Source organism: Kitasatospora sp. NPDC127116, assembly GCF_042677365.1.
GTDB lineage: Bacteria > Actinomycetota > Actinomycetes > Streptomycetales > Streptomycetaceae > Kitasatospora > Kitasatospora lactacystinica.
In genome coordinates, this window is record NZ_JBHXTL010000109.1 from 18711 (window position 1) to 33450 (window position 14740).

Below are 14740 nucleotides of genomic sequence, written 5' to 3' on the forward strand. Positions count from 1 at the left end.
ATATCTACCACCACCAATCCTCAATCCGTTTGGGGTGTGTGTGCGGGGGGGTGGTTTTTTTTTATAACCCAGCGCGGTCCCCGGGGGGTGGGACGGCGCCCGGGCCGACTCCCCCCGCGCCACGACGCACCCACAACTCCAACAGCCATCGATGCCACGCCGATGCGCGGCCGTCACACTGTCCCGCGCACGTCCCGTCCGGTTCCGCGCAGGGGCCACGGAGGCAGGTAGGCACGGCGATCACTCGTCCGCCGGCTGTCGGCCCTCACCCGGTGCACCCGCTGCGGGCTCCGCGCCAAAGGGGCGTCAGCTTTCCATGAGAAGGATTTCCTTCAATTCGCTCAGGCTGTCGATCCGGTAAGTTGCCCGGGAGAAGTCGTCCGCCTTCGTGAACTCGTTGTGGACGACGGCGCAGTCGATGCCGGCGGCCACCGCCGAGGCCAGTCCCCTGGCTGAATCCTCCACGACCAGGGTCTCCTGCGTGGAGGCGCCGAAGCGCTTCAGCCCGGCCAGGTACGGTTCCGGGTTCGGCTTGGCGAGTTCGTAGTCCTCGCGCACAAGGACGAAGTCCATGAACTGCCTGATCCGACGCTTCTCGTGGATGATGTCGAAGTCGGCCCGCTTCGAGGTCGTCACGATGGCCATCCGGGCAAACCTCGACAGTTCGGCGAGAGTGTCGACGACGCGGTCGATCTCGATGGCCTCGGTCCGCAAGTACTCCTGGTAGTAGCCGTCACGGGCCTCGCGAACCCGGGTGAGGGTCAGGTCGTCGATGCCGGCCGCCCTGGCCTGGACCCAAGAGCCCGCCCCCAGGGCCATGTCCCGGAGGTACTGATCCTTGTCCAGCGTGAAACCGGCCTCCGCCAGGGCGCGTTCCGCGGATCTGAAATACCAGAACTCGGTGTCGACCAGGACACCGTCATGATCGAAGAGGATGAATTTCTTCACGGCATCATTCCTTTCCGGCGGCCGCGACGGACCGGTACATCCCCGCGGATCGTACCGCCACCAGCTGGCACCGATCAGCTCGAACCGTTCGTCGGACAGCTGCATTCCTGCTCCTGCCCGGATGTGCCGGGCCCTCACCCGTGCGTGACGGGACGGCCGACATCGCCGCACTGCCCGGACCGAAGCTGTCGGGCGCTGCCGAGCGTGACGCGGCCCCGAGAAGACATCTCATGTGGGCCTGCAGGCTGCTCTCGTGACGATCGTGGAGCGGCTCGTCCCGGACGAGTTGTGGGAGCTGATCCAGTTGGTGGTGCCGGAGGCGCCGACTCGGCCGCAGGGCGGTGGCCGGCGCTGCTACGGCGACCGGGAGCCGCTGGCGGCGACCGTGCTCGCTCGCCCCTCGTGACCGCCCTGGGGCACCGCCTGGTCGCGGAGGAGTGCAGCGCGTACAGCTCCGGCCCCGGCCCGCAGTGGACCGGGGCCGACCACCGGTCGTACACGAAATGGCGGCGCAGGTGCGGCTGCAGCGGCAGCGCTGCGGACGGCATCCCCGGCCAGGGGGCGGTTGCTTGCCTCCCGCTCGTGCGGGGCGGCGGTCCCAGGGTCTGGGCATGGTCCCGCCGCCCCGGCGCCGTCGTCGGTGCCCGGGGCGGCGGTGCGTCCGGGGTCCGGTCAGGAGACCTGGACGGTGACCTTCCAGTTGATGACCCACGGCGGGCAGACCGCGCCGCGGTCCGGCACGCAGCGGCCGATCGCGGTGATGGCGCCCGTCCCGGCGGCTGTCACCGAGAAGGTGCCGTGGGAGTCACCGTTGGGCTCGGCGCTGCCCGCCGTCTGCGAGAGCAGGGCGGGGGTCGGGGTGCCCAGGGCGTACCAGTACCAGGTCACCGTGTAGTCGCGCAGCGCGAGGAGTTCCACCTGCACGGTGTCCCCCACGTGCGCCTGGACGGTCGATCCGCCGTCCGCCCGGGAGATGGTGACGGTGGCGGGCGCGGGGTTGGGAGCCGCCGCCGGTGCGGCGGGGGCGGCGGTCGCGGCGCTCAGTGTCAGGGCGAGGACGGCGGCGGGCACGGCGAGCAGTCTCAGGGCGTTCACGGCACTCCCGGTACTCGGAGGATCGGCGCTCGGAGCCTCCCGTCTACCGGTCGCCCGTGCCGCCTGACAACGCTCTCCGGCCACCGCCGGACGAAGCTGCGCCGAACGGACGCCCCCGCCGACCGTCGATCGCCGTAGCGGCCCTCCTCCACCGCCGGGGAACACGCCCCGGGCCGACCGGCGAACGGTCCGCCGGGCCGGTACCTGCCGGCCGTACGGGACGGGACGGGGCCGAGCCACCCGAGGCGTCGGCGCACCTCACCGAGGAGGGGTCGCCCGCCCACCGCCACTGCCGATCCGGACCGAGCGGCTACGCCTCCCGTTCGAAGAGCAGCAGCGTCCAGTGGACCTCGCCCCGGCCGTGCAGGTCCGCGCGGGTGGCGCGGTGGAGGAGGCGCAGCCCGCAGTCGGCGGCGAGGGTGACGGTGGTCTCGTCCGGGAGGTCGAACATGTGGCGGCCCGGCGGGACGGGGCCGTGGCGGACGGTGAGGGCGAGCCGGCCCGCGGGGGCGAGGAGGCGGGTGAGGGCGGCCATCGCGGGTGGGCGCTCGGCGGGGGCGAGGTGCATCCAGACGGCGGTGAGCAGGACGAGGTCGTAGCTCGCGCCCTCGGCGACGAGCGCGGGCAGTTCGGGCAGCGCGTCGGCGACCCAGCGCACGTCCGAGCCGGCGTGCAACCGCTCTCCGACGGCCCGGAGTTCGGGGGTCGGCTCGGCCGCGACCACCCGGTGGCCGAGGGCGGCGAGGGCGGCGGCGTCGCGGCCGGTGCCGGCGCCGACGTCCAGGACGGACGCGGGCGGGGCCGGGTACAGGTGGTGCAGCTCGCGGTGCACCTCGGTGAAGCTCACGCTCTCGTACTGGACGGCGAGTTGCTCGGCCGCCGCGCCGTACCCGGCGGTCCCCGCGGGCGTGTTCACTCCGCCTCCCGGACGGCCACCGCGTCCCCGGCCGCGGCCGCGCGGGCGAAGAAGTCCCGCAGCTCGCGCAGGTCGTGGACGACGAGCGTCGCCCAGGCCTCGGACCACGGCGTCGGGTAGCCGAGGTGCACGGCCGTACGGGCGAGCACGCTGTTCTGCTGGCGGACGAGTTCGCCGAGCGCCGAGTCGCGCAGGAACGCGGAGGCCTCCGCAACCTGTTCGGGGCGCAGCACGGGCACGGCACCGTCCGGCAGTGCGCCGTCCGGCTGGTGCCGGCCGCCGCCGTAGACGGGCAGTCGGGCGGCCGGGTCGGGATGCAGGCCGTTCTCGGTGAGCGCGAGTTCCATCAGGACGGCGGTGCGCCGCACGCCGAGGGCGAGGCCGGCGGCGGCCAGCCGGTCGTACCGGACGTCGCGGTCGCGGGGCACGAGTTCGCCGAGTTGCTCCGGCGAGCAGGTGCCCGCGGCCCGGCCCGGCAGGCGGTGCCAGAAGTGATCCACTCTCACCCGCTCAGCGTAACGAAGGAACGGGGCCGTCACTCCTGCACCGGGCGGTTCGGGTCGCACCGCACCGCGCCACATCCGTTCAGGCCGGGACATACCGGACCCCTCCGGACCCCTCCGGACCGTCCGGAACCCGCCCGGGAACCCGCCCGGCTCGCCCGACCCGTGCGTTCGGGCGGTGCGTTCGGGCGGTGCGTTCAGGCTTCGCCCGGGTGCCAGGCGGGCCACTCCCAGGGACGGTCGGCCCAGTGGACCCGTTGCGGGTCGCGCGGGTCGAGGTCCGGGAAGAGCTGGTGGACGCGCGGCTCGAACTCCTCCTGTGCGAGCGGTTCCCAGCCGTGGCCCTCGAAGTGGATGAGGCGGTAGCGGCTGTCGGTCCGGAACTCGGCCACTTCGACGAGGGGTTTGGACGTGCTGTTGGTCTCCATGCCCCCCAGCATGTGGCGCGGTGGCAATCAACGCCCGTCCAGACCCCTCTTCCGGGTCATGTCCCGGCGTCGGCGCGCTCGTTGAGCACGGAAAGGTTCTGAGGGGGGCCGCTGGAAGGACGAGCACATGACTGGGCAGCCCACCGGAGGACAGTGGCAGTGGCCGCAGAACGCTTGGCAGCCGCCGCCGGTCCCGACGGATCCGCTACCGCCGTGGTCCACCGCCACGCCGCCGCCGAGGCGTCTGTCACGCAGGGCCTGGACGGCCGCGATGGTCGGGACGGGCGCCGTGCTGGCCTCCGTCCTGGTGATGTGCGGGCCGGGGGCGGGTGACGAGCTGAGCGTGGCGGCGCTGCCGGACGCCTCGCCCTCCGCCTCGGACCCGACGGCGCAGTTGCTGCCGGTCTCCCCGTCACCGGCCGTGCCGGCACCGTCCCCGCTGCCGCCGCCCACCCCGGGCACGGTGATCGCAGTGGGCGGGCCGGGTACGACGGCGGCCGCGCCCGGGCCGGGGGCCGGTGCGACGACGGACGCCGCGCACGCCTCGGCGAGCGCGCACCCCAAGCCGGGGCACAGCCCGCACGCCCCGGCTCCGGCCCGCGGCCAGTCGGCCGCGCCCACCCCGGCGGGTGCCGGGGCGGGCGGGGGCCGGAACAGCATCTGCGACCAGGCCGAGCGGGCGGGCCACTGGCCGGCCGGGTCGGAGTCGGCCCGGCTCTGCCACAGCATCTACGGCTGAATCCGCGGCTGAGCCGAGGGCGGCCCCGGAGCCGTGGACGCGGCCGAACCGGTCGGGCCGGTCGGAACAACCGAACCGGTCGGGCCGGCCTACCCGGTGGGGCCGGTCGACGCGGTCGATCCGGTCGGCACGGCAGAACCGGCCGGTGCGCCCGGGGCTCCCGCCGTCCCCAGCAGTCCCTTGTCCAGCCGGGGCGCCAGTACCCGCGCCAGGGTGTCGGTGATGTGCCCGGTGTCCCGGTACAGCACCACGCCCTCCAGCACCGCCGGGCAGGAGGGCCCGGCGCCGGGGCAGAGCAGCGGGCCGAGGTCGAGGGTCCGCACCCCGTACCGGGCGGCGAGCCCGCCGTCCAGCACCGGGTCGGGCTCGAAGGCGGTGTCGCGGGGGAAGAAGCAGGCGTCCGAGCGCCCGTCGGAGGCGGCCAGGCAGGTCGGGATGTCCTTGCCGGGCATCGGGGTGTCGCCGAGGTAGGCGAGCGGGGCGCCGAGCGCGGTGAGCCGGTCCAGGGTGCGGGTCCAGCCCTCGGCGCGCTCCTCCTGGCTGCCGTACCGGTTGAGCCCCGCCATCAGGACCAGGCGCGGCTTGGGGCCGGAGGTCAGCCGGGTGAGGGTGTTCTCGCGCCAGCGGTCGCACTCGTCGAAGGTGCGGCCGAGCACGTTGTTGCGCACGGTGAGGGTGGCCAGCGGGCAGCCGGGCTTGACCAGGACCTCCAGGGCCCAGTGCCGCTGCTCGGCCAGGGCGAGGCCGGCGGAGATCCACTGCCCGGCGTGGGAGTCGCCGAGCAGCACGATCCGGTCGGGGCTGTCCTCGGCGCCGAAGAGGCAGCGCGGGCTGCTGTCGGCGTTGAGCGGGATCTCGCAGCCCTTGCCGGGCGGGAAGTCCTCCCGGGCCCGGGCCAGCGACGGCGTCAGGGTGAGCACCCGGGCGCCGGGGGCGAGCAGGCTCGGGCCGTCGGCGGCTCCGGCGGGGGCCGCCACGGGCCCGGCGGAGGGGTCGCCGAGAGCCCGCACGGTGCCACCGCCGAGGGTGAGCGCGGCGATCAGCGGGATGACCAGGGCGCTGGCGCCGACCGCGAGCCCGCGCCGGGGGGCGGGGCTGCTGCCGTAGCGCAGCGGCTGTTCGACCAGCCGCAGGGTGAGCCAGGCGGGCAGCGCGGCGGCGGCGGTGAGCGCGAGCAGGGTGGTCCAGGGCAGCGGGCCGTAGCGGGCCTGGGCGATGGTCAGCACCGGCCAGTGCCAGAGGTACCAGGCGTACGAGAGCCGTCCGGCGGCGCGCAGCGGGCGGGCGGCGAGCAGCCGTCCGGCGTCGGCGGCGCCGGGGGTGCCGTGCCCGGCGAGCAGGACGGCGGCGGTGCCGAGGACGGGCAGCAGCGCGGCGGTGCCGGGGAAGGGGGTGTTGCGGTCGTACAGGAACACCGGCGTGAGCACGGCGGCGAGGCCGAGCCAACCGAGCACCCGCAGCGACCGCACCACCGGACGGCGCTCGGCGCGGGCGGCCAGCGCCGGGCCCGCCAGCGCCGCGCAGGCGCCGGCCGCGAACTCCCAGAGCCGGCTGCCGGTGGAGAAGTAGGCGAGCGGCGCGGAGGTGGCCGTCCAGCGCAGGCAGAGCGCGAGCGAGACCCCGCCGACGGCCACCGTGGCGAGGGTGATCGCCAGGGTGCGGCGGCGCCCGTGGAGGTAGCGGGCGAGGCCGAGCAGCAGCACGCCCCAGAGCAGGTAGAACTGGTTCTCCACGCCCAGCGACCAGAAGTGCTGCAGCGGGCTGGGGTCGCGTTCGGCGGCCAGGTAGTCGGTCTGCTCGCCGACGAAGCGCCAGTTGGCGAACTGGCCGGCGGAGGCGATCAGGTCGCGGGCGAGGTCGGTGCCGCGCAGCGGGTCGAGCAGGGCGCCGCCGGCGACGGCGGTGGCGACCAGCACGGTGGCGGCGGCGGGCAGGATGCGCCGGGCGCGGCGGGCGGCGAAGTCCCACAGGCCGAGCGGGCGTCCGACGAGCAGGCCGGTGATCAGGAAGCCGGAGACGACGAAGAAGACGTCGACGCCGGCGAAGCCGCCGGTCAGGCCCGGGACGGCGGAGTGGAAGGCGAGGACGGAGAGCACGGCGACGCCGCGCAGCCCCTCGATGTCGGGGCGGAAGGCGGTGCGCCGGCGGGTCTGCCCGCTCTCGGCGACGGCGGCGCCCTGCGGGGCGGCGGGTTCCCGGCCCACCCGGACGACGCCGGGCAGCAGGTCGGTGGGTGTGTCGGTCGCGGCGGGCGCGGCCGGCGGCGACGAGGCCGAGGCGGATGAGGCCGAGGCTGAGGCGGATGAGGCCGAGGCTGAGGCGGATGAGGAGGACGAGGCTGAGGCGGATGGTACGGCCGTTGACACGGCGGTGCTCCTTGCAGGGCTGGCAGCGGTTTGTCGGGCCCGCCGGGCCGATGGGGCGGCCGGGCGGTGTCCGCGCCGGTGGGGCGACGCGCAAGGAAACTCGGTGGGACAGCGGTGATGTGACGGTCTGTCAGAAGATCAGCGGGTCGGCCCAGCCGGAGGCCAGCAGCCCGCACAGCAGCAGCACGGCGGTGACGGCGACGGCCTCGGCCCGTCCGAACCCGAGGTCGGAGCGGCCCGGTGCGGGCGCGGCGACCTCGCCGACGGCGGCTCCCTTGCCGCCGCCGGTGCCGTTGAGCAGCGGCCGCAGCTCCCGGATCAGCGGGATCATGGTGTAGGCGGTGAGTGCGAGCAGCCCGGCGAGCGCCCAGTACGGCCGCCAGCCGTGCAGCAGCGCGGCCCGGACCAGTCCGGCGGCGCCCGCGAGGACGACGAAGCCGAGCCAGCCGACCCCGATCCGGGCGACGGCACGGGCGAGCGAGCTGCCGCCGGACACGGCGCCGGTGGGCACCCAGTCGGCGGAGCGGCGGCGCAGCGCGTGCACGATGGCGACCACGTGGCAGAGCCCGCCGAGGAGTTGGACCCGGGTGACCTCGAAGCGCCAGCGGGTGCGGGACATCGCGGGCAGCAGCACCAGGGCGACCCAGATCGGCGGCAGGAACGGCAGCACCTGCCAGGGCTGGATCTCCTCGGGCCGGAAGAACAGCATGATCAGGGCGGGCAGCGGCACGGCGAAGACGTTCACGGCGCTGGTGACGTAGCCGAGGATGCCGTTCCAGAAGCAGAGCCGGGCGGACCGCGGGAGCGGCCCCTTGCGGAAGTCCGGGTCGCGGACCAGGGCCAGGGAGCCGAGGCACCAGCGGTACTGCTGGCTGATGAAGGCGGGCAGGCCGGTGGGCGACATGCCCTTGGCGACCAGCGCGGGGACGTAGCGGGTGGCCCATCCGGCGCGGGCGAGGGCGAGGCCGGTGTAGAGGTCCTCGCTGTGGTCGATCTCGGCGAAGCCGCCGATCCGCTTCAGCGCGGCGCGGCGGTAGAGGGCGTTGGTGCCGCAGCAGACGGTGCCGTCCTGCGCGTCCCGGGAGGGCTGGATCCAGCGGTAGAAGATCTCCTGGGTGGCTCCCGCGGCGCGTTCGAGCCAGGACATGTCGGCGTCCGTGTCGAAGCACTGCGGGCTCTGCACGATGCCGACCTCGGGGTTGTCGAGGTAGGGCACCAGGTGGTGCAGGAAGTCGGGGCGGGGGCAGAAGTCGGCGTCCAGGACGGCGACGATCTCTCCGGTGCCCTCGGCCAGGCCGTGGTTGAGGTTGCCGGCCTTCTTGAACCGGCCCCGGTCGGGCCGGGCGTGGTACCGGAAGCCGTAGGACTCGGCGAGTCGGCGCACCTCGGGGCGGCCGGCGTCGTCGAGGACCAGCACGGTCAGCTCGCCGGGCCACTGGACGGCCGCGGTGTGCCGGTAGGCGTTGTCGAGGACGGCCAGTGGTTCACCGGCGGTCGGCAGCAGCAGGTCGACGCTCGGGGCCCGGTCGGGGTTCCAGGCGCGCAGCAGCAGGTCGTGGGAGTCGCGGGTGAAGCGCCGGGCGCGCTGGCCGTCGGTGAGCGAGAGCAGCCAGGTGGCCGCGTTGAGCACGGTGAGCACCAGGAAGGGCCAGAGCAGCGGCTTGCTGAGGGCGAACAGGCCGAGCGTGGCGGTGGCTCCCGCGTAGGAGAGGGTGGCGCAGAGCAGCACCCAGCGGCGCTGCGGACCGAAGTACCAGTAGAGCTCCTCGTCGTCGGGCGGGCTGGGCAGGCGGTGGTCGTCCGGGTCCGCGGGTGTCCGGCGCGGACCGGTGTCGGATGCGGGCATGGCGGTGCCATGGAGTACGGGCATGCGGAAATGGCCCCCCTGGGCAGCGGACGGAGCGTGGCCGTTCGCGCTCAGCTTCTCACATTGGCCTAGACCAATAATGAACGAGGTATGACATCTCCGCATCGCCCCAGCTCAGTGACTTGACCGTGCGTCACCTGCGGAGATCCGGTCCAGCGGAACTGAACCGGACCCCGAGCCGGAGCCGTTCCGGGGGTCGTCAACTCCCCGGCCGGTCACGGCTCCAGCACCGCCACAGCCGTCAACTTCCGTACACGGACGTCCATTCCGTCAGGAATCCGCCTTCAAGTCCTTGACGAGGTGGGCGAACCGGAGGTCCGGCCGGAGCGGGATGCCGAAGCGCTCGTCACCGTACGGGAACGGGCTGAAATCCCCGGTGCGCCGGTAGCCGCGCCGCTCGTACCAGGCGATCAGTTCGGCGCGCTGCTCGATCACCGTCATCTCCATCGCGCCGACGCCCCACCGCTCGACGGCCAGCCGCTCCGCCTCGGCCAGCACGGCCCGGCCGATCCCGCCGCCCTGGAGACCCGGGCGCACCGAGAACATCCCGAAGTACGCCCGCTCGCCGCGCTGTTCCAGCTGGCAGCAGGCGAGCAGCTCGCCGTCCCGCTCGGCCAGCAGCACCAGGCCATCGGAGTGGCCCACGGCCTCCGTGACGGCCTCCGGATTGGTGCGCCGGCCGTCCAGCAGGTCCGCCTCGGTGGTCCAGCCGGCCCGGCTGGAGTCGCCCCGGTAGGCGGACTCGACCAGGGCGACCAGCGCCGGGACGTCGGCGGGCGTGGCGGGCCGGAACACGGGCTCCCCGTCGGGCCGGGCGGAATCGGTGGCGGTCTCGGTCATGGCTGGTCCTCTCCTCACGTGCGGGGCCGCCCGTGGTGGCCGGCCCGCGGGCATCGTGCCACAGCGCGCCGGGCGCCCCCGGAGCCGCCCCGGAGCCCCTCCGGTGCCGACCGCGGCCCGTTCCCCTCCCCGGTTCCACCCCCGCTCCCCGGCCGACCGGACCGGCAGAACCGGCAACGCCGGTTGCCGGTCGCGGTGTTCCGGCACATCCGACGTGCGTTCACCATGTGAAAAAAGCTGCCTGGTGGCGGTGCCAGGTACATGGCTACTCTGCGGTACGGCCGGTCAGGCCCCGGCCGAACCGGGTCATTTCGACCCTCCCCATGCTCGGACCAGAGGAGTGCCCATGCCCCGCTCTTCCCGCTCCGCCCGCACCACCGGCACCGACAGACCGGCCCGCCGCCGTCTGCCCGCACTCGCCGCCCTCGCCGCCGCGACCGCCCTGGTCGCCGGCGTGGCCGCCCCCGCGTACGCGGCCGAACCCGCCCCTGTCGCCCCCGTCGCCGAAGGCCGCCCCGGCTTCCACCCCGAGCAGGACTTCGCCGGCTCCACCGTCGCCGCCCGCGAGGGCCGCGGCGCCGCCGCCCCGCTCGCCTCCCTCGCCGCCACCCAGACCCCGGGGCTGGACGTCTCCAGCTACCAGGGCAACGTCAACTGGTCCTCGGTGGCCGCCAACGGCGCCAGGTTCGCCTACGTCAAGGCCACCGAGGGCACCGGCTACACCAACCCGTCCTTCGCCCAGCAGTACAACGGCTCCTACAACGCCGGGCTGGTCCGCGGCGCCTACCACTTCGCGCTGCCGAACGCCTCCTCCGGCGCCACCCAGGCCAACTACTTCGTCAGCCACGGGGGCGGCTGGTCCGCCGACGGCAAGACCCTGCCGCCCGCGCTGGACATCGAGTACAACCCCTACGGCGCCACCTGCTACGGCCTCAGCCAGAGCGCCATGGTCAGCTGGATCCGGGACTTCAGCAACACCGTGCACTCCCGCACCGGCCGCTACCCCACCATCTACACCACCACCAACTGGTGGAGCCAGTGCACCGGCAACAACGGCGGCTTCGGCACCACCAACCCGCTCTGGATAGCCCGCTACGCCTCCTCCGTCGGCACCCTGCCGAACGGCTGGGGCTACCAGACCTTCTGGCAGTTCGCCGACTCCGGCACCTTCCCCGGTGACCAGAACTACTTCAACGGCGCGGCCGACCGCCTCCGCGCCCTCGCCCTGGGCTGACGGCCGACGGCTGGCGGCCGACAGCTTGACGGCTTGACGGCTTGACCGCCGGCGCACCCGCGCCGGTGCGGGGCGCCGCAGCGCGTCCCGCACCGGCCGGTGTCGGACCGACGGGGGTTCACAGGGCCTTGAGGCCGTCCAGCAGCCGCTGGCCGCCCGGGCTGCCGAGGCCGGTGCACGGGTCCCAGCCGGGCCCGGAGGGGTACGCCCCGTTGCTGCCGACGGTGATGTCCCGCAGGACGCCGGTCGCGAAGTGCGCGTACAGCAGCGGGTTGAGGAAGCCGACCCGGTGGCCGAGCCCCTGGTTGATCCGGGCCAACAGGGCGGCCCACATCGGGGCCGACGCGCTGGTGCCGCCGACCAGGTCGACGTGCACGCCGTCCACGTTCGGGACGACCACGCCGGTGTTCCGGGAGGCGACCGCGGCCACGTCGGGCACGCCCCGGCCCTGCACGTGCGGCGGGTTCGCGGCGACCGGCATGGCGAGGCCGACCTGGTACGGGGGCACCGGGAACATCCTGCTGATGCCGCCCCCGGTCCGCGCTCCCGGTCCGTCGTCCCAGACGATCTCCTGGTCGACCGCGCCGCCCTGGACCACCAGGTGGGTGCCGCCGACGCCGAGCACGTGCGGGCTGGACGCGGGGAAGTCGGCGTGGGCGCGCTCGCCGAAGTGGACGTCCCGGGAGCCGTCGTCGCCCGAGGCGCAGCAGATGCTGATGTCCTTGGTACCGGCGTTGATGAAGACGCCGTCGACGTTGGCGACGCCCGCGGGGGTCCAACGCGGGCCCCCGTCCTCGGTGTTGCCGTAGCTGCTGGAGATCACCGCGGGCCGGTTGACGGTGTCGGTCGCGATCTGGTTGACCAGATCGGTCCAGCCCTGTTCGGTGAACTTGCTGAAGTAGACGACGATCTTCGCCCCGGGTGCGAGGGAGCCGACCACCGCGAGGTCGAGCATGATCTCGTCGGTGCTGTCGAACGGGTCCGCGGTGGCGTCGCCCGGGCCCGGGTCGTTGCCGGGGGATCCGACGTTCTGGATCACCACGTTGGTGATGTCCGGCACGGGCAGCCCCAGTGCGGTGAAGTACGTGCTCAGCGCGTCCGGCGAGTAGCCGCCGGAGGGCACACCGGGCGAGGTCTCGCCGTTGAAGGCGAGGACGGCGACGCACTGGCCGGTGCCGTCGAGACCGGCCGGGTAGGTGTACGGCTTCGCGAGCTGGTGCGGGAAGAAGACGCCCGTCGGCAGGGCCGGTACGGCCTTCGCCGTGATCGGGAGGCTGACGTCCGTCCGGTGGATCAGCAGGTTGGCGCCGATCGGCCGGTCGTCCAGGCCGAACACGCCGGTGATGACGCCGCTCAGCTCCTCGGGGACGTGGACGGCGCCCTCGCGGCCGCGGTAGACGCGGGGGTTGTCGCGGGCGTCCTGGTAGCGGTAGCGGGCCAGGGTGACCCGGAAGGCGTCCGCGACGTCCCCGGTGGTGCCGGTCAGCTGGACGCTGCGGGCCAGCGGGTTCTCGTTGGAGACGGCGAGGCGGTGCTCGGCGGCGAAGGTCTCGACGGCCTTCAGGTCGGTGTCGCGCCAGCGGTGGACGGCGGCGTACTCGTCGTCGGTGGGGACGGTCCGGCGGGTCGGCGGCTGGAGCGCCAGCTCGTACAGGTCCGGCCGCGGGGGCGCGTCGGGGTCGCGCCGCAGGTAGACGGTGACGGTCAGGGGTGCCCGTGGGTCGGCCGGTCCGATGACCCGCGCTCCGTCGAGCGGAACGCGGGAGCTGTCCGGCAGCGCCACGTAGTGGTTGGTCGACATGATCGCTCCAGCGGTCGGGTCAGCGCCGGGAGCCTCGCGACTCTTGGTCGTGTGCTTTCGACTGTCCGTGTACGGCACACGCTTATGTCGTACACGTACAGCGTCCTCCCGGCCCCCGGCGCCGTCAAGGGATGCCGAGGGGACGCCGGGAGCCGCCGGGGGACGCGACGTGGACGCGACGTGGACGCGAACAGGAGCGCGACAGGACGCCGACGGGCGCCGCCCCCGGCCGGAGCCGGGGGCGGCGCCACGGGCTGCCCGGGCTCAGCCGTCGATGCGGTGCTGGCTCCAGAAGGAGGCCAGGTCCACGGTGGTGGCGGCCTGGGCCGCGGCCTTGAACTCCGCGGTGGTGGAGACGCCGTTCCAGTGCGCCTGCGCGTAGTTGCGCAGCAGCGTGGTCATCGCGGTGTCGCCGATCGTCCGGCGCAGGTCGTGCAGGGCGCACTTGCCGTAGCCGTAGACGACCGTGGAGTAGCGCGAGGAGTTGGCGTCCCAGTACGCCATCGAGTTGGTGATCCTCTCCGCCGAGGAGGCCCAGGAGACGCTGTTCCAGCAGCCGTTGCCGGTCTTGCCGAGGGCGAGGTCGGTGGCGTAGTCGGTGAAGGCCTCGTCCAGCCAGGGGGCGTTGTACTCGTCGTCGCCCACGATGCCGTACCACCACTGGTGGCCGATCTCGTGGGTGAGCGCCGTGGTGCTGACCAGGTCGAGGACGAAGCCCGGGTACTCCATGCCGCCGAACCAGAAGTTGTTGTCGATCACCGCGTCCAGTTCGCCGTACGGGTAGGCGCCGAAGCGCTGGGCGTGGGCGTCGACCGCCGAGGTCGCGGTGGAGAGCATCGACTTGGAGTCGGCCGCGCTGATCCCCGCCACCGAGTAGACGTTGACCTTCACCCCGGCCGCCGAGGTGCCGGAGATCCTGGTGAACGGTCCCGCGCCCCAGGCGAAGTCGCGCACCTTGCTCGCGGTCGCCTTGGTGACGGTCCGGCCGGTCGTGCCGGGGGTGTCCACCGAGGTGCCGGTCGCGGGCACCAGCAGGCCGGTCGGGTGGTCCAGGGTGACGGTGAAGTCCGAGGCCATCGAGTAGAAGGACTCGCCGTTGTTGGTGTACGGGTCGAGGTGCCAGCCGGCCGCGTCCCGTATCGCCAGGACGGGCAGGGCGTTGCCGAGGAAGTTGTACGCGCCGTCGTGGCCGAAGCGGTCCGCGCCGCTCGGCACGGTGATGCCGAGGTCGAAGCCGACGGTGCCGCTCTGGCCCTGGGCGAGCGGGGCCGGCAGGGTGATCTTGAGCGCGGTGCAGTTCACCGTGAGCGGGGAGGGCGTGCCGCCGGTCACGTTGGTGACCGTGATCGGGGTGCTGGGGCAGCTGCCGTGGGCGTTGTCCCACAGCCGCAGGTACACCTCGTTCAGCGCGGTGGGCGAGGCGTTGCTGAAGGTCACGCTCTCGTGTCCGGTCCAACTGCCGCCGGAGGCGTCACTGCTGAGGTCGACGGTGTACGCCGGCGCGGCCGGGGTGCGGGTCGGGTCGCCGGGCTGGGGGGTGGTCCCGCCGCCGGAGACGTCCAGGGTGACGTCGTCCAGCACGAAGCTGGTCTGCAGGCTGGCGTCCTCGACGCCGGTGAAGGCGAGCGTCGCGGTCTGGCCGGCGAAGGCGGAGACGTCGACGGTCTTGTGCACGTACCCGCTCAGGGCGTCCAGGTTGGAGTACGTGGCCACCGTGGTGGAGCCGAGTTTGACGGCGAGCTTGTCGTAGGCCGTGCCGGCGGTCGTCTCGGCGGTGTCGACGTGCAGCCAGAAGCCGAGCGTCGCGGTGCCGCACCCGGCGGGGAGGGTGACGGACTGCGAGAGGGTGTCGGTGTGGCTGGAGCCGTAGCCGTCGAGCCAGGCGTAGGAGCTGCCGGAGTGCGCGCTCTGGCCGCTGTCGGCGGTGATCGCGCCGCTCGGCGCCGTCCAGGACGAACTGCCGGACTCGAAGCCGCCGTTGGCCACGACCTGGGCGGGTGTGC

General features: G+C 73.7%; 13 protein-coding genes and 1 pseudogene. 4 read left to right on the forward strand and 10 right to left on the reverse strand.

Annotated features, from left to right (window positions below):
• Positions 1-306 precede the first annotated feature (306 nt).
• On the reverse strand, positions 307-1053 hold the full coding sequence (locus ACFVHV_RS32720; RefSeq protein ID WP_359911047.1) for an HAD-IA family hydrolase: 747 nt from the start codon (positions 1051-1053) through the stop codon (positions 307-309).
• 148 nt (positions 1054-1201) lie between these two features.
• On the opposite strand from ACFVHV_RS32720, the gene ACFVHV_RS32725 reads away from it, so the two are divergent.
• Positions 1202-1354 carry a hypothetical protein gene (locus tag ACFVHV_RS32725; protein ID WP_380355990.1) on the forward strand — a complete coding sequence of 51 codons (153 nt, stop codon included), beginning with the start codon at positions 1202-1204 and terminating at the stop codon, positions 1352-1354.
• Positions 1351-1449: pseudogene (locus tag ACFVHV_RS32730) on the forward strand (N-acetylmuramoyl-L-alanine amidase); the annotation flags it as partial. The gene ACFVHV_RS32725 and the pseudogene ACFVHV_RS32730, both read left to right, overlap by 4 nt.
• Positions 1450-1620: 171 nt before the next feature.
• Here the strand turns inward: ACFVHV_RS32730 and ACFVHV_RS32735 are convergent.
• From ACFVHV_RS32735 to ACFVHV_RS32750, 4 genes are all read right to left on the reverse strand, one after another.
• The gene (locus tag ACFVHV_RS32735) at positions 1621-2043 is read right to left on the reverse strand and encodes a hypothetical protein (protein ID WP_380355993.1); all 423 of its coding nucleotides are present in this window, start codon (positions 2041-2043) and stop codon (positions 1621-1623) included.
• A 310-nt stretch (positions 2044-2353) separates the two neighbouring features.
• Positions 2354-2959 carry a class I SAM-dependent methyltransferase gene (locus tag ACFVHV_RS32740; RefSeq protein ID WP_359911053.1) on the reverse strand — a complete coding sequence of 202 codons (606 nt, stop codon included), beginning with the start codon at positions 2957-2959 and terminating at the stop codon, positions 2354-2356.
• On the reverse strand, positions 2956-3465 hold the full coding sequence (locus ACFVHV_RS32745; protein ID WP_380355995.1) for a DUF1877 family protein: 510 nt from the start codon (positions 3463-3465) through the stop codon (positions 2956-2958). The genes ACFVHV_RS32740 and ACFVHV_RS32745 overlap by 4 nt, the downstream gene beginning before the upstream one ends.
• Before the next feature lie 194 nt (positions 3466-3659).
• The gene (locus ACFVHV_RS32750; protein ID WP_359911059.1) at positions 3660-3890 is read right to left on the reverse strand and encodes a hypothetical protein; all 231 of its coding nucleotides are present in this window, start codon (positions 3888-3890) and stop codon (positions 3660-3662) included.
• Positions 3891-4017: 127 nt separating this feature from the next.
• Between ACFVHV_RS32750 and ACFVHV_RS32755 the strand changes: the two genes are divergently transcribed.
• Positions 4018-4629 (forward strand): hypothetical protein, encoded by a 612-nt coding sequence (locus ACFVHV_RS32755; protein WP_380355997.1) that lies wholly within the window; start codon positions 4018-4020, stop codon positions 4627-4629.
• A gap of 89 nt (positions 4630-4718) precedes the next feature.
• On the opposite strand, the gene ACFVHV_RS32760 is transcribed toward ACFVHV_RS32755, so the two are convergent.
• The 3 genes from ACFVHV_RS32760 to ACFVHV_RS32770 form a co-directional block, all read right to left on the reverse strand.
• Complete coding sequence (locus ACFVHV_RS32760) at positions 4719-6833, reverse strand: acyltransferase family protein (protein ID WP_380356000.1); 2115 nt, start codon at positions 6831-6833, stop codon at positions 4719-4721.
• 292 nt (positions 6834-7125) lie between these two features.
• Positions 7126-8865, reverse strand: a complete 1740-nt coding sequence (locus ACFVHV_RS32765; RefSeq protein WP_359911068.1) for a cellulose synthase catalytic subunit — start codon at positions 8863-8865, stop codon at positions 7126-7128.
• A gap of 267 nt (positions 8866-9132) precedes the next feature.
• Positions 9133-9702, reverse strand: coding sequence for a GNAT family N-acetyltransferase (locus ACFVHV_RS32770; RefSeq protein WP_359911071.1), 570 nt, complete (start codon positions 9700-9702; stop codon positions 9133-9135).
• A gap of 346 nt (positions 9703-10048) precedes the next feature.
• Here ACFVHV_RS32770 and ACFVHV_RS32775 point away from each other — a divergent pair, with 346 nt between their 5' ends.
• The gene (locus ACFVHV_RS32775; protein ID WP_359911074.1) at positions 10049-10936 is read left to right on the forward strand and encodes a lysozyme; all 888 of its coding nucleotides are present in this window, start codon (positions 10049-10051) and stop codon (positions 10934-10936) included.
• Positions 10937-11054: 118 nt separating this feature from the next.
• Here ACFVHV_RS32775 and ACFVHV_RS32780 read toward each other — a convergent pair whose 3' ends face one another.
• Positions 11055-12737: a protease pro-enzyme activation domain-containing protein gene (locus ACFVHV_RS32780; protein WP_380356004.1), complete on the reverse strand. Its 1683-nt coding sequence runs from the start codon at positions 12735-12737 to the stop codon at positions 11055-11057.
• Positions 12738-13001: 264 nt separating this feature from the next.
• Positions 13002-14740 (reverse strand): M1 family aminopeptidase (locus tag ACFVHV_RS32785; protein WP_380356006.1); only part of this gene is annotated, 1739 nt, incomplete at its 5' end.

Excerpts from the sequence above, each read along its gene's own strand:
- ACFVHV_RS32775 (WP_359911074.1), top strand. The coding sequence starts at position 10,049 with ATGCCCCGCTCTTCCCGCTCCGCCCGCACCACCGGCACCGACAGACCG.
- ACFVHV_RS32780 (WP_380356004.1), bottom strand. The coding sequence starts at position 12,737 with ATGTCGACCAACCACTACGTGGCGCTGCCGGACAGCTCCCGCGTTCCG.
- ACFVHV_RS32770 (WP_359911071.1), bottom strand. The coding sequence starts at position 9,702 with ATGACCGAGACCGCCACCGATTCCGCCCGGCCCGACGGGGAGCCCGTG.
- ACFVHV_RS32755 (WP_380355997.1), top strand. The coding sequence starts at position 4,018 with ATGACTGGGCAGCCCACCGGAGGACAGTGGCAGTGGCCGCAGAACGCT.
- ACFVHV_RS32750 (WP_359911059.1), bottom strand. The coding sequence starts at position 3,890 with ATGGAGACCAACAGCACGTCCAAACCCCTCGTCGAAGTGGCCGAGTTC.
- ACFVHV_RS32765 (WP_359911068.1), bottom strand. The coding sequence starts at position 8,865 with ATGCCCGTACTCCATGGCACCGCCATGCCCGCATCCGACACCGGTCCG.
- ACFVHV_RS32720 (WP_359911047.1), bottom strand. The coding sequence starts at position 1,053 with ATGCAGCTGTCCGACGAACGGTTCGAGCTGATCGGTGCCAGCTGGTGG.